Consider the following 16,502-nt stretch of genomic DNA (forward strand, 5'->3'; position numbering starts at 1 on the left):
CCAGCAGATCACGCCGACTCGTCATCGACATCCAGCACCCCTTTACACCGCGACCGGCGAAACGGTGGCGGAATAGCTGTCGGTGCCCTTCTGGCGACGAGGTTACGCGAGGTGGCCGCGGGTGCCGACAAACCATCACCCAAGCGGCCTCCGGCAGTGGATCGATGTCAAGTCGTCAGCCCTCATCTGATGAGGGCCGCTGCCGCCGTCTCCATGTCCTCGGCCGCGGTCCAGCGGCCCAGTGACAGCCGCAGCGCCCCGAGCGCGCGGGCCGGATCGAGGCCCATCGCGGTCAGGACGGATGATGGTGTGCGGGTGCCGCTGTGGCAGGCCGAGCCGGTGGAGGCCACGACCTGCTGGGCCGTAGCGAGGAGGCCGAGTGCCGCGCCGATGCTGACATTGAGGGTGTTCGGCCGGCGCTGCTTTCTCCGGCCCGTCCCGCAGCAGCACCGCGATCAGCCGACCCGCCGCCGACACGGACGGGATGGCCCGGCCCCGCGGGCGGTGAGAGACTGGTCTCGACAAAGTGTTTGAGGCATGTGACACACCGGACCTGCCGTGCGTCATCAGCGGTTGTTCGTTGCGGCACTCGCCCTGTTCCTCATGACGGCGCCCGCGTTCAGCGCGGCGGCGCACGGTTCGGCGCAGGGCGAGGAAGTTGCGCGCGGCCCGACCTTCGGCGCCCGAGCCCTGCAGGCTCTGATCGACGGCATCCAGTTCGGCGTCATCATCGCCATCTGCGCCGTCGGCCTGTCCCTGATCTTCGGGACCATCCATCTGATCAACTTCGCGCACGGCGAGCTCGTCACGATCGGCGCGACGTTCGCGTTCTTCCTGAACGCCTCGCCCTCCGGCCCCGGCTGGCATCTGATCCCCGCCGCACTCGGCGCCGTCGCCTTCGGCGCCCTGCTCGGCGCCGCCATCGACCGCGGCCTATGGCGCCCGCTGCGGGCCCGTGGCACGGGTCTCATCAACATGTTCATCGTGACGATCGGCCTGTCGCTGCTCCTGCGGCACCTCGTCCTCGTGCTGTACGGGACCCGCCCCGGCTCCTACGCCCAGTACGACATCCAGGAGGCGATCGACCTCGGCCCGGCCGGCATCACCCCACGGGACCTGATCGTCACCCTGCTGGCCGTGCTCACCCTCCTCGGCGTCGCCGCCCTGCTCCAGAAGACCCGGATCGGCACGGCCATCAGGGCCGTCTCCGCGGACCGCGACCTGGCCGAGGCATCGGGCATCAACGTCCAGCGCGTGGTGCTCGTCGTCTGGATGCTCGGCGGCGCGCTCGCGGCCCTCGGCGGAGTCTTCTTCGGACTCGTCGAGGTCGTCAGCTGGGACATGGGCTTCAAGCTGCTGCTGCTCATGTTCGCCGGAGTCATCCTCGGCGGTCTCGGCTCCGCGTACGGCGCGATGGTGGGCAGCCTCGTCATCGGCATCGTCGCCCAGATGTCCACGCTGTGGTTCCCGGTCGACCTGCAGTACGCGTGGGCGCTGCTCGCGCTGATCATCGTCCTGCTCGTCCGGCCGCAGGGCATCCTCGGTCAGCGCGAACGCGTCGGATGAGGGGTGGTGAGCCATGGACTTCGAAATCATCCTCTCCGACGCCATCCGATCCGGCATCGGCCCCATCGCCGCGATCTTCGCGCTCTCCGCCATGGGCCTGAACCTGCACTTCGGCTACACCGGGCTGCTCAACTTCGGGCAGGTCGGCTTCATGCTCGTCGGCGGCTACGGAGTGGCGATCACCGTGGCGACCTGGGGCGGCTCGATGTGGCTCGGGGTCCTCGTCGGACTCGCCTCCGCGATCGTCCTCGCCCTGTTGCTCGGCCTGCCGACGCTGCGGCTGCGCGCCGACTATCTCGCCATCACCACCATCGCCGCCGGGGAGACGCTCCGGCTGTTCTACCGCTCCAGCTGGGCCGAGCCCACCACCGGCGGAGTGTTCGGGCTCCAGCGGTTCGCCGGCGAGTTCTACGACCTGAACCCCATCCCCCGAGGCTCGTACGGCTTCTGGCTCATCACGTTCAGCTCGCGCGACCTGTGGGTGATGATCGTCGCCTGGGCGCTCGTCGTCATCGTCGGCCTGCTGCTCGCCGTTCTGATGCGCAGTCCGTGGGGCCGCGTGATCAAGTCGATCCGCGACGACGAGACCGCGGTGCGCAGCCTCGGCAAGAACGTCTACGCGTACAAGATGACGAGCCTCGTCCTGGGCGGTGTGCTCGGCGCGGTCGCCGGCATGCTGCAGGCCATCCAGGTCCAGTCGGTGAGCGCGGACAGCTTCGATCCCGGCGTCACCTTCTTCCTCTACACGTTGCTCATCCTGGGCGGTGCCGGGCGCATCCTCGGTCCCGTCGTCGGCTCGATCCTCTTCTGGTTCGTGCTCACCTTCATCGACAGCGCGTTGCGCCAGGCCATCGACGCGGGCGTCATCTCCTCCGACCTCATCAGTACGTCGGAGATCGGCGCCGTCCGCTTCGCCCTCGTCGGAGTCGCCCTGATCCTTCTCGTCGCGTTCAGACCGCAGGGAATCCTCGGCAGCCGGAAGGAGATGCTGCTCAGTGGCCGATGACACGCACCCCGCGTCCGTCCCGGAACCGGAGCCGGAGCCGGAGCATGTGCGGGAGCCCCTGCCCGTGCCCGAGCCCGCACCTGTGCCTGTACCCGGGCCCGAGCCCGTACCCGGTGTGCCCAAGCCGGACCCGCTGCTCGTCCTCGACGGTGTCACCCGCGCCTTCGGCGGTCTCGTCGCCGTCCAGGTCGATCACCTGGAGGTGCAGCGGGGGACCATCACGGCCCTGATCGGCCCCAACGGCGCCGGAAAGAGCACCCTGTTCAACGTTGTGAGCGGCTTCGACCGGGCCGACGGCGGCCAGTGGTCGTTCGACGGACGGCCGCTCACCGGCCGTCCGGCGCACCGGATCGCCGGGCTCGGCCTGGTCCGCACGTTCCAGCTCACCCGCACCCCCGCCCGGCTCACCGTCCTGGAGAACATGCTCCTCGCCGCCCCGGGACAGCGCGGCGAGCGACTCCTGCCCGCACTGCTGCCTCCCATCTGGCGCAGACAGGAGCGCGAGGCCGTGGCCAGGGCCGACGAACTGATCGAACGCTTCCGGCTCACCCGGCTCCGGGACGACTACGCGGGCACGCTCTCCGGCGGCCAGCGCAAGCTGCTCGAACTGGCCCGCGCCCTGATGGCCCGACCGGTGATGCTCCTGCTCGACGAGCCCATGGCGGGAGTGAACCCGGCCCTGACCCAGTCGCTCCTCGGCCACATCACGGCGCTGCGGGACGAGGGCCTGACCGTGTGCTTCGTCGAGCACGACATGGACGTGGTCATGGGCATCAGCGACTGGGTGGCCGTCATGGCGGGCGGGCGGCTGGTGGCCGAGGGCCCACCATCCGCCATCGGCCAGAACCCCGCCGTCGTGGACGCCTACCTCGGCAAGCGCCACGACGAACCCGAGGTGGGCGGAGGAGAGGAGACGTCACCGCCATGAACGAGACACCGGACGAGACACCGGATGGGACACCGGACGAGAGACCAGAGGTGCCTCGCGACTCCGGAGACGGTCCCGCCCTCGTGGCCGACGACATCACCGCCGGCTACCTGCCGGGTGTCGACGTCCTCCGCGGCTGCACCATCGAGGTACGGCAGGGCGAACTGGTCGGGGTCATCGGCCCCAACGGCGCCGGCAAGTCGACCCTCGCCAAGGCCGTCTTCGGGCTTTTGCGCATCCGAAAGGGCAGGGTCCGACTGCACGGCGAGGACGTCACCAACCGGCCCGCGCACGACCTGGTCCGCCGGGGCGTCGGATACGTACCCCAGCTGGCCAACGTCTTCCCCGCGCTCACCGTGGAGGAGAACCTGCGGATGGGCCTGTACCTGCGGCCCAAGTCCTACGCCGCGCGCGCCGCCGCGGTCGAGGAGATCTTCCCGGTGCTCGCTGCCCGCCGGAAGCAGAAGGCGGGTTCCATGTCGGGCGGTGAACGGCAGATGCTCGCCATGGCCCGCGCGCTGATGATGGAGCCGCGGGTGCTGCTGCTCGACGAGCCGTCGGCCGGGCTGTCCCCGATCTACCAGGACCAGGTCTTCGACCGGGTCAAGGAGATCAACGGCGCGGGTGTGGCCGTCCTCATGGTCGAACAGAACGCCCGCAGGTGTCTGCAGATCTGCGCCCGCGGCTACGTGCTCGACCAGGGCCGCAACGCGTACACCGGCGCCGGTCTCGATCTGCTGAACGACCAGAAGGTGATCGATCTGTACCTCGGCACGCTCGCCCGCGTCCGCTGACCTCACCGCGGTGGGTCTGTCTCACTGCGGTGCGCCTGTCTCACTCCGCGCCCTTGCTCACCTCCGTGCGCCTGTCTCACTCCGCGCCCTTGCTCACCTCCGTGCGCACCGTCTTCAGCTCGCCCTTGTCGTTGTACGTGTACACCTCGATCGTCGCCTGGCCCGGCTCACCGGCGTCCGTGAAGTCCAGGGGACCGCTCACACCGTCGTAGTCGATGTCCTTGCCCTCGGCGATCAGCTTCTTGCAGGCGGCGAAGGAATTGCACTTCTCGCCGTCCTTCGTGACCGCGATCATCTCCTCGGCGAACTTCTCCGGGTCGTCCGACTTCGCCTGCTCGGCGGCGAGCGCGACGGTCGTCACGCAGTCGAAGACCTGCGGGGCGAACTGCAGGACGTTCAGGTTCGGCGCGAACGCCTTCAGGGCCTTCACGAACTCGGGGTTCGACGTCGACGCCGGAGCCGTTCCCTTCATGCCGGCGAGTCGGCCGGGGTCGGCAGGCGCCACCAGCTTGGGCAGCTCCTCGCTGCGCAGCCCGTCGGTGCCGTACACGCCGACGCTGTCGGGCCCGAGACCTGCCTCGATCATCCCCTGAAGGATCTGCGCGCCCTCCTCGAAGGCGATCACCACAGTGGCGTCCGGGTTCGAGTTCTTCATCTTCTGGACGACCTGGTCGAAGTTCGTGGCCTTCGGGTCGTACGTCTCGGCGAGCGTCACCGTGGCGCCGCCGTCCTCAAGAGCCTTCTTGGTCGTGTCCAGCAGCCCGCGCCCGTAGTCGTCCGCACGCGCGACCAGGGCCACCCGCTTGTGCCCGTCACCCTGGATCGTCTTCGCAAGGATCGGACCCTGCAGCGCGTCGCTCGGCGCGGTACGGAAGTAGAAGCCGCCGTCGTCGTAGTCGGTGAAGGTGGGCGCCGTGTTGGATCCGGAGCACTGGACGACACCCTCGCCGGTCACCCGGTCGATGATGGCCAGCGACATCCCGGAGGCCGCGGCGCCGATGATCGCGTCGACCCCCGCGTTCAGCAAGCGGTCCGCCGACTGTGCCGCCACCGCCTCCTGGCCTGCCTCGTCGGATCCGACCACCTTCGGAATCGGTTTCCCGAGGACTCCGCCGCCGTCATTGATCACCTTGATTGCGAAATTCGTCGACTGGATCATCGGCGGGCCGAGAAAGGCCAGCTGACCCGTCTCGGGCAGGACGTATCCGAGTTCGAGTACGCCGTCGCCGTCGGCTTCCTGCGCCGCGGCACCGTTTCCCCCGACACCGTTCACACCCCACGCGCCCGCCAGGAGAGCGGCCGCACCCAGGAAGATCGCGGACCGCCGTATCGGCGTTTTCATGTCCGCCTCCCATCAGAGGCTTCTGTACTGCTTCTCTGCGAAGTAGACGCAGAGAACCCTTCTACCCCGAGCGACTAACCGGCGACGGCGCGGCTAAACCGCCGCCATTGCTTCGGCACCCGCTGTGGGCCGGGTGGTCGACTCCACGCCCCGCGGACGCCGAGGCCGTCTGGGCGGTGATCAGCGGTATGTACGCGGCCTGCATGGCCGGGGACGCCGCCGTCGGCGTTCCTGCGCAGCACCGCCGTGTTGCGCACCAGCTCGGCGCGTGACGGCGCTCTGTCCGGACCCTGCGCTAGAGCGCGTCCAAAGCGCTGACCTTCCAGCCTTGGGGGGTGGAGATGAGGGTCATGCGGACGCGGTTGAGGTCGAGGCGGGGGGTGGTGACCTGGGTGCTCGTGGTCAGTTGGTTCATGAAGAGCAGGATGACGGCCCTGTCCGGGGAGGCCGACACCACCGACGCCGCCGGGGCGGCGTCGTCGCCCGGGGGCTTCGCGACCGTGGCCTTGACCACGCCGCGGTACTGCTTGGCAGTCGGGGCGACCACGGTTTGGGTGGTCTTGGCGTACTGGTCGAGGAACGGGTCGGTGAGGTGGGCGCGGGCCGCGGCGAAGTCGCGGTCCAGGTGGCGGTAGTCGTACGAGAGGACGGCCGGTGCAGCCTTGTGTGCCGCGGTGAGCGCGGCCGCGCGTGCCTGGGCCGTGCGCTCGGCCTCTCGGTACCTCCACCCGAGCATGGCGGTGGCCACCACACCCAGTACGACCAGGACAGCGAGCACCGCGCCGAGCCGGCCGGGGCGACCGGCGGTCCGGGCGGTCGGCTTGGGGTCCGGGGTGGCCTCGGGCTCGTTCGGCTGCCTCGCCGCCCTCTCGGCGCGTTTGGCGGCGGCGCGGAGGGTCGCCGTTCGAAGGGTCGTGTTCGCCACGGTTCTGTCTCCTGTCAGCCGACGAATTCGACGTTGGACGTCAGCCACTGTCCGTCCTCGAGGACGAGATCGAGCTGAAGGCGGTAGTTGCGGGACGTGCCCTCGGGGGCGGCGACGTTGGTGACCTTGCTGTCGGCCACCACCAGGACGCGGGCGGTCCGTTCGTCGGCCCGCGCGATACCCGCGTCGAGGATCTGCCCCTCCGAGACCGACTTGTTGTCGGCGACGATCTTCGTCAGCTGCGTGGTCTGGGCCGCGAACTGCTTCTTGAAGTCCCCGGTCGCGCCGTTCAGGACGTTCTTGCTGTCGCGGTCGTAGTGCCGGTAGTCGAGCGAGGTGAAGTTGAGCGCCGACTGGCGGGCGGCGGCCAGGATGTCCTGGTGCCGCCGTTCCTCCTCGTGTCGCTCGTACAGCTGGACACCCAGCCATCCCGAGGCGGCCGTCAGGACGGCGGCCAGGACGGCGAGTACCACCGTGGCCCACCGGTGGCGCAGCGGCCGGGCCGCGTGCGTGAGGAGTACACGGGTCATGCCGTTCATGCCATGGGTCCTACGAGCAGCCATTGCCAGGAGTCCTTTCCGAACACGGTCTGTGCTCCGCCCGTCGAGCCGATACGGACGGACCGTCCGGGAGCGGGCGCGTTCTGGGCGCCGCGTACGGAGGTGTCGCCGCCGCGCGGGGCCGCGCAGTGGGCGTCGGTGTTGGCCCGCCGGTCGGAGGTGTCGGCGGGGTCGCGGCGTTGGGTGGTGCCGTATCCCTGACGGCAGGGCGGCGGGTCGTCGGCGTTGACGACCATGCCGAAGTGGGTGGTGCCGTCGCCGGGGATCACGGTGTAGCTGCCCGCGACGACCACGGGGAAGGTGACCAACGTCTGTTCCACGCCGGGCAGCCGGGCGAGGGTGATCTGGCCGCCGCTGATCAGGTTGCCGAGGAGGACCGGGAGATGGGGCCGGTTGTCCTTCATGAGCGCGTCGACCTCCCGGGCGGCGGAGGTGCCGCCGGCCATCAGTGCGCGGATGTCCCCGTCGCTCGCCTTCACCTGGGCGGTGAGCGCGGCCAGATCACGCGAGAAGGAGGTGATCGCCGAGCCCTGGTCGGCCTGCGTCTTGAGGACCTTCCTGGAGTCCTCGATCAGCGCGATCGTCTCGGGGAGCGAGCCGGACGCCGACTCGACCAGCGCGTTGCCCGAGTCCACGAGCCGGGTCAGGTGCGGGCCGGTGCCGGAGAACGCCTTGCCGAGTTCGTCGACCGTGATCCGCAGGTCCTGCTTGTCCACCGATTCGACCAGCCGGTCCAGGCTCAGGATCATCTCGGTGGTGGGCACCGGCACCCGGGTGTTCCGGCGGGGGATGGTGCTGCCGTCCCGCAGTTCGGGGCCGTTCGCGGAGCGCGGCTGCAGATCCACGTACTGCTCGCCGACGGCCGAGCGGTTCGCCACCACGGCCAGGCTGTCCGCCGGGATGGTGGGTGAGTCCTCCAGAAGAAGGGCCACCGACACGCCGCCGGACTCGGTCAGCCGCAGCTCGCCCACGCGGCCCACGGGCACCCCTCGGTAGGTGACCTCGGCGCCGGAGTAGATGCCTCCGGAGTCGGGGAACTCGGCCCGTACGGTATATCCGCGGTTCAGGAGGCGGTCGACGAGGCCGGTGTACTCCGCACCGACGTAGGACACGCCGGCGGCGGTGATGAGCGCGAAGGCGAGCAACTGGGCTTTGACTGTACGGGTGATCACGGCACCAGTCCCTTCATCAGCAGCTCGGCGAGCGCGAGGTCGACGCCGGGCGGGAAGGGGCTGTCGCCCTGACTGTGGTACGAGACGGGATCGGCCGGGGTGCAGAGCGGCAGGCACTCCAGATCGGCGTCGCCGCCGGGAGCCTCCGGAGCGCCGGGGGTCTTTGAAGGGAGAGGGGTCTTGGGGAGCGCCGGGTTGGGGACGCCCGGGAGCGAGGGGGTGGTGGGGAGCCCGGGCAGCCCGGGAGCGGCGGGCCCTCCGGGCTGCTCTCCGGGCGTCCCGGGCTTCGCGGGCTCGTCGGCCAGGTTGCCGTAGACGCTGCGCAGGTCGAGATCCGCGGTGACCTTGAGGTTGACGTAGTCCCCCTTGATCGCGTCGACGACGTTCCGAGGGAAGGGATAGGTCGTCAAGAGCTCGAGGGCGTTGGGCAGATCGGCGCCCGCCTTGTTCAACTGGCGGAGGATCGGCTGAAGGGCGCGGAGATTGGCGATCACGTCGGCGCGCGACGCGTTGATCACCTTCGTACCGGTCTTGCCGAGCTCGGACAGCGACGTGAGCATGGTGGTCAGCTTGGTCCGCTGGTCGGCAAGCACCTTCAGCGCGGGCGCCACGGTGGTGAGGGCCTGGCCGATCGTCTTCTTCTCCTTGGCGAGGGTGGCGGACAGCTTGTCGATGCCTTCCAGCGCGCGGACGATCTCCTTCTTCTGGGCGTCGAGTCCGCCGATGAAGGTGTTCAGCTCACCGAGCAGGGACTTGACCCGGTCCTCCCGGCCCTCCAGCGCCTTGTTCAGCTCCGTGGTGACGGTCTTGAGCTGAGCGACACCACCACCGTTGAGGAGGGCCGACAGGGCCGACAGAACCTCCTCGATCTCCGGGTTGCGGCCGGAGCGGGACAGCGGGATCCTCGCGCCGTCGTCAAGTCGGCCGACCGGCTTCTCGGTTGTCGGTGCCGACAGCGACACGTACTTCTCGCCGAGCATGCTGGTCTGCCGCAGTTCGGCGATCGCGTTGCCGGGCAGCTTGACGGAGTCGGCGACGCGGAGATGCACGCGGGCGTGCCAGCCGACCAGTTCGACCGTCTCGACGGCGCCGACGGTGACGTTGTTCACCTTCACCGTGGACTGCGGTACGAGATCGAGGACGTCCCGGAACTCGACCGTGACCCGGTAGCTGTCGCCGTCGGCGGCCGCGCCGCCGGGCAGCGGCACGTCGTAGAGGCCGTTGAACTCGCAGCCGGTCAGGAGCAACGAGCCGGCGGCGGCCCACAGTGCCGCCTTTCGCGGAGTGCTCATGTACGGGCCTCCAGGATTCCGCCGAGCGTCTTGTCCATGGAGGGGGCTCCGGTGATCGGGTCTGCCTCGGGCAGCTTGGGCAGGGAGTCGAACAGCTTCTTCAGGTTCTGGCAGTCCGTGCCGGTCTCCCCGGTCGTCTTCAGCAGGGAGCACAACAGGGCGGCCGGGTCCTGGAGCTGCTCGGGATTGCTGCGGGTGTCGAGCGTGCCGGACGCCGGGTTGTAGGCGTTCTGCAGATTGGAGAGACCTGCGGGGACGACGTCGAGGAGCTCTTCGAGGGCGGCGCGCTGCGTGACCAGCACACGGGTCACCTTGGAGAGGCCCTTCACATCGGCGGTCAGGGCCTTCTTGTTCTTCTTCACGAAGTCGGACACGTCGGCGAGTGCCGCCGCCAGGTGCGTGATCGCCGCGGCGAGGTCCTTGCGCTCCCCCGCCAGCTGCTCGGCCACCTTGGCCAGGCTCTCGTTGAACGACCGGACGGAGGCGTCGTCGGCCGCAAGCGCGGCGGTGAAGACCTGGAGGTTCCGTACGGTCCCGAACAGGTCCTGGCGGCCGTCGGACAGGGTGGTGACGGCCTGCGAGAGGTCCTCGACCGTCTGGTGGAGCTGCGTGCCCTGTCCCTGGAGGTTGTCCGCGCTGACGGCGAGCAGCCGGGACAGCGAACCGTCCTTGTTGGCGCCCTGGGGGCCGAGCGCGTCCGATGTCGTACGGAGGCTGTCGAAGACACGGTCCAGCTCGACGGGCACGGCCGTGCGGTGCAGGGGGATGACGGCGCCGCTCTTCATCGCCGGGCCGCCGCGGTGGACGGGGAGAAGCTGGAGGTAACGGTCGCTGACCACCGAGGAGTTGATGATCGCGGCCTTGGCGTCGGGCGGGACCTTGTACTCGGCCGCGTACTCCAGCTCGACCCGGACCCGGTCGCCCTCCGGTGCGATCTCCTTGACCTCGCCGATGCGGACGCCGAGTACGCGCACGTCGGAGCCGGGGTAGATGCCGACCGTACGGGGGAAGTAGGCGGTCACCCGGACCGTGGGCTCCTGGGGCAGGTACACGACGGCGAGAGCCGCGGCCACGACAAGGAGAGTGGCGAGCGCGATACGGCGGATGATCCGCTTGTTCATCGTGATCCTCCTGTCCGTGGGGTCACCGGTGTGGGGGCGACCAGGTTCTGGATGTAGCTGTCGAACCAGCGGCCGTTGCCGAGGGTGTTGGTGAAGACCCTGGCGAAGGGGGCGAGGAGCTGGACGCTGCGGTCGAGGCTCGCCTGGTTGCGTTCCAGCATCTTCACGACGGTGTTCAGGCGGGTGAGTGCCGGCCCGATCGCCGCGCGGTTGTCGCCGACGAGGCCCGAGAGCTGGATACCGAGGGCGACGGAGCTCTTGAGAAGCGCGTGGATGACCTTTCGCCGGGACTCGATCTCCTTGAACAGCTTGTCGCCGTCCTTGACCAGCTTGCTGAACTCCCCCTTCCGTGCGGCGAGCACACCGGTGACGCCGTTCGCGTGGTCGAGGAGTTCGCGCAGCGCCTCGTCGCGGGAGGCCACGGTGCGGGAGATCTTCGAAAGCCCCTGGATGGAGGCTTTGACCTCGGCGGGCGAGTCCTCGAAGGTGGTGGAGAGGGTGTCGAGGGCGGTGGCCAGCTGCTGCTTGTCGATCTGTTCGGTGGTGGTGGTGAGGTCGCTGAAGGCCTCCACCACGTCGTACGCCGGGACGGTCCGGCTCAGCGGGATCTCGCTGCCCGGCTTCAGCCGGCCGGTGCCTTCCGGCTCAAGGGCGAGGTACTTGGCGCCCAGGATCGTCTTGATGCGGATGGACGCGCCGGTCCTGGTCCCGAGCTCCGGGTCCCCCTCGACCCTGAAGGTCACTTTGACGTGGTCGCCGGCCAGCTCGACCTCGTCGACCTTGCCGGTCTTGACGCCGGCGATCCGCACCTCGTCGCCGGGTCGCAGCCCGCCGGCTTCGGAGAAGGCCGCGCTGTACGTGTCGCCACCGCCGATCAGCGGAAGGCTCTCGACGTTGAACGCGGCGGCGATCAGCAGCGCGAGGGTGGTGAGGCCGACGGCGCCGATGGCGACAGGATTCCGTTCACGGAAGGGGATCACCGGCCGCACCTCGCCCGGGCGACATGGAGTTCGGGGGTGATGACCTCGTCGGTCTTCGGCAGGACGATCCGGCCGTCGAAGTCGCAGAGGTAGAAGTTGAACCAGGAGCCGTACGACGCGGTGCCGGTCAGCTTGTTCAGCTTGTTCGGCAGCCGCTGCAGGACGCCCTCCACAGTCTTCTCGTGGTCGTTCAAAGTTCCGGTGAGCTTGGCCAGCTCGGCGATATCGGTCTTCAGCGACGGCCGGGCGTCCTTGAGGAGACCCGAGGTGGCCTCCGTGAGGCCGTTGATGCCCGCCAGCGACTCCCCGATGGGCTTGCGGTCGGCCGAGAGCCCCGAGATCAGCCGTTGCAGCTGGGTGATCAGGTCGGAGAAGCGGGTACTGCGCTGGTCCACCGTCTTCAGCACGGTGTTGAGGTTGGTGATCACGGACCCGATCAACTTGTCGCGTTCGGCGAGCGTCGTGGTGAGCGAGGCCGTGTGCGCGAGCAGGCTGCGGACCGTACCACCCTCACCCTGGAGGGTCTTGACGATCTCGGTGGCGAGCTGGTTCACGTCCTCGGGGCTGAGCGCGGCGAACAGCGGCTTGAAGCCGTTGAGCAGCGCGTTGAGATCGAGTGCCGGTTCGGTACGGGAGAGGGGGATCCGGCCTCCAGGAGCGAGTCGCTTCCCGTTCCCCGCGCCCTCGGTGAGGGCGACGTACCGCTGCCCGACCAGGCTGCGATAGCGGATGACGGCGCGGGTGCTGGTCAGCAGGGGCCGGTCGCGGGAGACGCTGAAGGTGACCTCGGCAAACGCCCGGTCCTTGATCCGGATCCCTTCCACCTCCCCGACCCGCACGCCCGCGACCCGGATGTCGTCGCCCTCCTCCAGGCTGGTGACATCGCTGAACACCGCGGTGTACGTCTCCTGTGGGGCGAAGGAGAGGTTGACGATGGTGGCCGCGAGGACGGCGGTCGCCGCGATGGTGACGACGGCGAAGATGCCGAGCTTGGTGAGCTGAGGGGCCATGGAGCGGGCGTTCGTACGCATCCCGGAACTCATGCGTGGCTCACCGCCGTCCCCCGGGCCAGCGGCCCGAAGAGCAGGGTCGTGACGGCCGGGACCTCATCGGCGGGCAGCCCCATGACCGGGGCCACGAGCGAGGCGACGGCGTACTGTTCGGCCGGTGTCCCGGATACAGGGCCGGCCGAACTCTCGGCCGACGTACCGTCGTCGAGCTTGATCGGCGGTGCCGGGATGTGAGGGTGGGACAGACCTCTGCAGTTCGGGCCTGAGCGGTCGGCATAGCGCGGTTCCTCGCCGGGTCGGTAGGGGGGTCGGGGGCGGACGAACTCCAGGGTGATGCGCATCTTCCCGCCCCTGAACGCCTCTTCGGACGCCGCTTCCTGGCGCACGAGACCGGCCAGCAGGCACGGGTACTCAGGCGAGTAGCGGGCGAACAGCGCGAGCGTGGGGCGGGAGACGCGGCCCAGGGTGATGAGCCGGGCGGAGTTCTCGTCGAGGACACCCTCCGTGGTCTTCGCGGCGGTGGCGGTCCAGGTGAGGAGCGAGGAGAGCTGCTCCTGCTTCTCGACGATCGTCCGGCTGGTGGTGAGGGTGTTGTCCAGGATGCGCAGCAGGTCGGGGGCGGCCTCGCCGTACACCTCGGCCACGTCGGCGAACCGGGAGATGTCCTCCTTGAGGGAGGGCATGTGCGGGTTGAGCCGGCGCAGGTAGGCGTCGAGGCGGGTGAGGTTGTCGCCGATGTCCTCGCCGCGCCCTTCGAGCGCGGTGGAGAACGCGGAGAGCGTGGCGTTCAGCTTCGCGGGCTGCACGGTGCGGAGCAGCGGCAGCAGGTCGTTCATCAGCCGCTGGAGCTCGATGCCGACCGTGGTGCGGTCCTGAGTGATGACGTCACCGGCGCGGATGGCCCGGGTGGACGACGTGGGTGGCGCGACGAGGTCGACGTACTTCTCGCCGAACAGGGTCTTGGGCAGCAGCCGTGCGTGGACGTCGGCCGGGATGAGGGAGACGTGCTCCGGCTTGAGCGCGATCCCGAGCGTGGCCTTCTCTCCGTCGGCCCGCACCTCGCGCACCTCGCCCACGAGCAGCCCGCGCAGCTTGACGTCGGCGCGCGGTTCCAGCTGGTTGCCGAGGGTGTCGGCCTCCAGGGTGATCCGTACGACCGGGGTGAACGCCTGCTGGTAGACGGCGACGGACAGCGAGAGGAGCAGGGCGACGACGACGATGAAGACGATCCCGTACAGCCTCAGTCCGATGGTGCGACGCATCTGCCCCTACCCCGCTATCCGTACGGTCGTGTGGGAGCCCCAGATCGCCAGGCTGAGGAAGAAGTCGAGGACGTTGATGGCCACGATGGACGTCCGTACACCGCGCCCGACGGCGACGCCGACGCCCGCCGGGCCGCCGCTCGCGTAGTAGCCGTGGTAGCAGTGGACCAGGATGATCACGAGGGCGAAGACGATGACCTTGCCGAAGGACCACAGCACGTCGACCGGCGGCAGGTACTGCTGGAAGTAGTGGTCGTACGTTCCGCTGGACTGGCCGTAGTAGCCGGTGGTGATGGTCCGGGCGGCGAAGTAGGAGGACAGCAGCCCGATCACGTACAGCGGGATCACGGCCACGAAGCCGGCGATCATCCGGGTGGTGACCAGGAACGGCAGTGAGGGGACGCCCATCACCTCCAGCGCGTCGGTCTCCTCGCTGATCCGCATCGCGCCGAGCTGGGCGGTGAATCCGGCGCCGACCGTCGCCGAGAGTGCGAGCCCGGCGACGAGTGGGGCGATCTCGCGGGTGTTGAAGTACGCGGAGAGGAAGGCCACGAAGTTGGAGGTGCCGAGCTGGTTGAGCGCGGCGTAGCCCTGGAGGCCGACCTCGGTGCCGGTGAAGAAGGAGAGGAAGGCGATGACGCCGACCGTGCCGCCGACGACGGCCAGCGCGCCACGGCCGAAGCTCACCTCGGCCAGCAGGCGCAGGACTTCCTTCTTGTAGCGGCGCAGGGTGCGGCCGGTCCAGGCGAGGGAGCGGCCGTAGAAGACCAGTTGCGTGCCCAGCTCCTCCAGGGAGTGCAGTGGGCGGTCGAGAACTCGGTCGAAAGGTCGTCGCACAACTAACCTCTCTGCGGGACGATTTGGAAGTACACGGCGGTCAGCACGAAGTTCGTCACGAACAGCAACATGAAGGTGATGACCACGGACTGGTTCACGGCGTCGCCGACGCCCTTCGGACCGCCCTTGGCGGTCAGGCCCTTGTACGAGGCGACGATCGCGGCGATGGCGCCGAAGACGAGCGCCTTCAGTTCGGCCGCCCACAGGTCCGACAGCTGGGCGAGGGTGGTGAAGGAGGCCAGATAGGCGCCGGGGGTGCCGTTCTGCAGGACGACGTTGAAGAAGTAGCCGCCGGCCACGCCGACCACCGAGACCAGGCCGTTGAGCAGGACCGCCACCAGCATGGTGGCCAGTACCCGGGGTACGACGAGACGGTGGATCGGGTCGATGCCGAGGACCTGCATCGCGTCGATCTCCTCCCGGATCTTGCGCGCCCCGAGGTCGGCGCAGATCGCGGTGCCGCCGGCGCCCGCGATGAGCAGCGCCGTGACGATGGGGGACGCCTCGCGCAGTACGGCGAGTACGGAGGCGGCGCCGGAGAACGACTGGGCGCCGAGCTGCCGGGTCAGGCCGCCGATCTGGAGCGCGATGACGGCGCCGAAGGGGATGGACACCAGGGCGGTGGGGAGGATGGTGACGCTTGCGACGAACCACGCCTGCTGGATGAACTCCCGTACCTGGAAAGGGCGTCGAGGGAGGGTTCGTAGAACGTCGAGGGCCATGGCGAAGAGGCTGCCGGAGTGGCGGAGGGCTCCTGTCGGGGAAAGGCTCATGCGTCAGCCGCCTCCGGTGTGTGGAGCTTCGCCTCGCCGTCGGCGATCGCCTGCCAGCGGGGCGGCCGGGTGATCCCGGGGCTCGGCAGCAGACGCGGCGTCATGGCGGGGGCGGGGTGGTCGCCGTCGTTCAGATCGGCCAGCTCCTGTTCGACCTGGGCGGCGTCCTTCTCCTCGGCCATTCCGATCGGCCCCTGCATACGGCCGTTGAGGAACTGTCGTACGACGGGCTCGTCGCTGGTGAGCAGCTGCTTCCGCGGGCCGAACATCACCAGCTCGCGGCGGAAGAGCAGTCCGATGTTGTCCGGGACCTGGCGGGCCGAGGCGATGTCGTGGGTGACGATCAGGAAGGTCGCGTCGATCTGCGCGTTGAGGTCCACGATCAGCTGGTTGAGGTAGGCCACCCGCACCGGGTCGAGCCCCGAGTCGGGCTCGTCGAACAGGATGATCTCCGGGTCGAGCACCAGCGCCCGTGCCAGGCCCGCCCGCTTGCGCATACCGCCGGATATCTCGCCGGGCAGCTTCTCCTCGGCGCCGATCAGACCGACCATGTCCATTTTCTCCAGGACGATCCGTCTGACCTCGCTCTCCGGTTTGCGGGTGTGTTCGCGCAGCGGGAAGGCGATGTTGTCGTAGAGACTCATGGACCCGAAGAGGGCGCCGTCCTGGAACAGCACACCGAAGAGCTTGCGCACCTCGTACAGGTCGTGTTCGCGGAGCTTGGTGATGTCCTGTCCATCGATCCGGATCGATCCGCGTTCCGGCTTGAGCAGGCCCACGAGCGTCTTCAAGAACACCGACTTGCCCGTGCCCGAAGGACCGAGCATGACGGACACCTCGCCGGCGGGCAGCGTCAGCGACACGTCCTGCCAGATGACCTGGTGGCCGAAGGATTTGGTCAACCCTTCCACGCAGATCTCGACACCCATCCCGT

At 69.0% G+C, this 16,502-nt stretch carries 17 protein-coding genes; 4 read left to right on the plus strand and 13 right to left on the minus strand.

Annotation, left to right across the window (positions count from 1 at the left end; translation table 11 throughout):
* Nucleotides 1-182 precede the first annotated feature (182 nt).
* Entirely contained in the window at nt 183-350 is a 168-nt protein-coding gene (locus tag ABZ939_RS13590) for a hypothetical protein (protein WP_361853026.1), read from the minus strand.
* Nucleotides 351-573: 223 nt separating this feature from the next.
* Between ABZ939_RS13590 and ABZ939_RS13595 the strand changes: the two genes are divergently transcribed.
* From ABZ939_RS13595 to ABZ939_RS13610, 4 genes are read left to right on the plus strand one after another with little or no spacing between them, the layout of a single operon-like run.
* On the plus strand, nt 574-1,566 hold the full coding sequence (locus tag ABZ939_RS13595; RefSeq protein ID WP_361853029.1) for a branched-chain amino acid ABC transporter permease: 993 nt from the start codon (nt 574-576) through the stop codon (nt 1,564-1,566).
* 13 nt (nt 1,567-1,579) lie between these two features.
* Nucleotides 1,580-2,572 carry a branched-chain amino acid ABC transporter permease gene (locus ABZ939_RS13600; protein WP_361853032.1) on the plus strand — a complete coding sequence of 331 codons (993 nt, stop codon included), beginning with the start codon at nt 1,580-1,582 and terminating at the stop codon, nt 2,570-2,572.
* A complete protein-coding gene (locus ABZ939_RS13605) occupies nt 2,562-3,500 on the plus strand; it encodes an ABC transporter ATP-binding protein (protein WP_361853035.1) in 939 nt (312 codons plus the stop codon). Before ABZ939_RS13600 ends, ABZ939_RS13605 begins: the two co-directional genes overlap by 11 nt.
* Nucleotides 3,497-4,294 carry an ABC transporter ATP-binding protein gene (locus tag ABZ939_RS13610; protein ID WP_361853038.1) on the plus strand — a complete coding sequence of 266 codons (798 nt, stop codon included), beginning with the start codon at nt 3,497-3,499 and terminating at the stop codon, nt 4,292-4,294. The genes ABZ939_RS13605 and ABZ939_RS13610 overlap by 4 nt, the downstream gene beginning before the upstream one ends.
* A 76-nt stretch (nt 4,295-4,370) precedes the next feature.
* Here the strand turns inward: ABZ939_RS13610 and ABZ939_RS13615 are convergent, their stop codons facing one another.
* From ABZ939_RS13615 to ABZ939_RS13670, 12 genes are all read right to left on the minus strand, one after another.
* Nucleotides 4,371-5,636, minus strand: a complete 1,266-nt coding sequence (locus tag ABZ939_RS13615; protein ID WP_361853041.1) for an ABC transporter substrate-binding protein — start codon at nt 5,634-5,636, stop codon at nt 4,371-4,373.
* A 295-nt stretch (nt 5,637-5,931) separates the two neighbouring features.
* A complete protein-coding gene (locus tag ABZ939_RS13620) occupies nt 5,932-6,561 on the minus strand; it encodes a hypothetical protein (protein WP_361853044.1) in 630 nt (209 codons plus the stop codon).
* Between the two features lie 14 nt (nt 6,562-6,575).
* A complete protein-coding gene (locus tag ABZ939_RS13625) occupies nt 6,576-7,091 on the minus strand; it encodes a hypothetical protein (protein ID WP_361853047.1) in 516 nt (171 codons plus the stop codon).
* 5 nt (nt 7,092-7,096) lie between these two features.
* Nucleotides 7,097-8,293 (minus strand): MlaD family protein, encoded by a 1,197-nt coding sequence (locus tag ABZ939_RS13630; protein ID WP_361853050.1) that lies wholly within the window; start codon nt 8,291-8,293, stop codon nt 7,097-7,099.
* Complete coding sequence (locus tag ABZ939_RS13635; RefSeq protein WP_361853053.1) at nt 8,290-9,585, minus strand: MCE family protein; 1,296 nt, start codon at nt 9,583-9,585, stop codon at nt 8,290-8,292. The genes ABZ939_RS13630 and ABZ939_RS13635 overlap by 4 nt, the downstream gene beginning before the upstream one ends.
* On the minus strand, nt 9,582-10,706 hold the full coding sequence (locus ABZ939_RS13640; RefSeq protein ID WP_361853056.1) for an MCE family protein: 1,125 nt from the start codon (nt 10,704-10,706) through the stop codon (nt 9,582-9,584). The genes ABZ939_RS13635 and ABZ939_RS13640 overlap by 4 nt, the downstream gene beginning before the upstream one ends.
* Complete coding sequence (locus tag ABZ939_RS13645; protein ID WP_361853059.1) at nt 10,703-11,686, minus strand: MCE family protein; 984 nt, start codon at nt 11,684-11,686, stop codon at nt 10,703-10,705. The genes ABZ939_RS13640 and ABZ939_RS13645 overlap by 4 nt, the downstream gene beginning before the upstream one ends.
* Entirely contained in the window at nt 11,683-12,729 is a 1,047-nt protein-coding gene (locus ABZ939_RS13650; protein ID WP_361853062.1) for an MCE family protein, read from the minus strand. Before ABZ939_RS13650 ends, ABZ939_RS13645 begins: the two co-directional genes overlap by 4 nt.
* Nucleotides 12,726-13,958: an MCE family protein gene (locus tag ABZ939_RS13655; protein WP_361853065.1), complete on the minus strand. Its 1,233-nt coding sequence runs from the start codon at nt 13,956-13,958 to the stop codon at nt 12,726-12,728. Before ABZ939_RS13655 ends, ABZ939_RS13650 begins: the two co-directional genes overlap by 4 nt.
* Nucleotides 13,959-13,964: 6 nt before the next feature.
* Nucleotides 13,965-14,795, minus strand: a complete 831-nt coding sequence (locus ABZ939_RS13660) for an ABC transporter permease (RefSeq protein WP_361853068.1) — start codon at nt 14,793-14,795, stop codon at nt 13,965-13,967.
* Nucleotides 14,796-14,797: 2 nt separating this feature from the next.
* Nucleotides 14,798-15,568 carry an ABC transporter permease gene (locus ABZ939_RS13665; protein ID WP_355109892.1) on the minus strand — a complete coding sequence of 257 codons (771 nt, stop codon included), beginning with the start codon at nt 15,566-15,568 and terminating at the stop codon, nt 14,798-14,800.
* Complete coding sequence (locus ABZ939_RS13670; RefSeq protein WP_361853072.1) at nt 15,565-16,497, minus strand: ABC transporter ATP-binding protein; 933 nt, start codon at nt 16,495-16,497, stop codon at nt 15,565-15,567. Before ABZ939_RS13670 ends, ABZ939_RS13665 begins: the two co-directional genes overlap by 4 nt.
* Nucleotides 16,498-16,502 lie beyond the last annotated feature (5 nt).

The organism is Streptomyces sp. NPDC046712 (genome assembly GCF_040645695.1).
Classification (GTDB): Bacteria; Actinomycetota; Actinomycetes; order Streptomycetales; family Streptomycetaceae; genus Streptomyces.

Coding starts and splice junctions, on each gene's coding strand:
- ABZ939_RS13600 (WP_361853032.1), top strand. CDS start 1,580: ATGGACTTCGAAATCATCCTCTCCGACGCCATCCGATCCGGCATCGGC.
- ABZ939_RS13610 (WP_361853038.1), top strand. CDS start 3,497: ATGAACGAGACACCGGACGAGACACCGGATGGGACACCGGACGAGAGA.
- ABZ939_RS13615 (WP_361853041.1), bottom strand. CDS start 5,636: ATGAAAACGCCGATACGGCGGTCCGCGATCTTCCTGGGTGCGGCCGCT.
- ABZ939_RS13625 (WP_361853047.1), bottom strand. CDS start 7,091: ATGACCCGTGTACTCCTCACGCACGCGGCCCGGCCGCTGCGCCACCGG.
- ABZ939_RS13635 (WP_361853053.1), bottom strand. CDS start 9,585: ATGAGCACTCCGCGAAAGGCGGCACTGTGGGCCGCCGCCGGCTCGTTG.
- ABZ939_RS13640 (WP_361853056.1), bottom strand. CDS start 10,706: ATGAACAAGCGGATCATCCGCCGTATCGCGCTCGCCACTCTCCTTGTC.
- ABZ939_RS13650 (WP_361853062.1), bottom strand. CDS start 12,729: ATGAGTTCCGGGATGCGTACGAACGCCCGCTCCATGGCCCCTCAGCTC.
- ABZ939_RS13655 (WP_361853065.1), bottom strand. CDS start 13,958: ATGCGTCGCACCATCGGACTGAGGCTGTACGGGATCGTCTTCATCGTC.
- ABZ939_RS13665 (WP_355109892.1), bottom strand. CDS start 15,568: ATGAGCCTTTCCCCGACAGGAGCCCTCCGCCACTCCGGCAGCCTCTTC.
- ABZ939_RS13670 (WP_361853072.1), bottom strand. CDS start 16,497: ATGGGTGTCGAGATCTGCGTGGAAGGGTTGACCAAATCCTTCGGCCAC.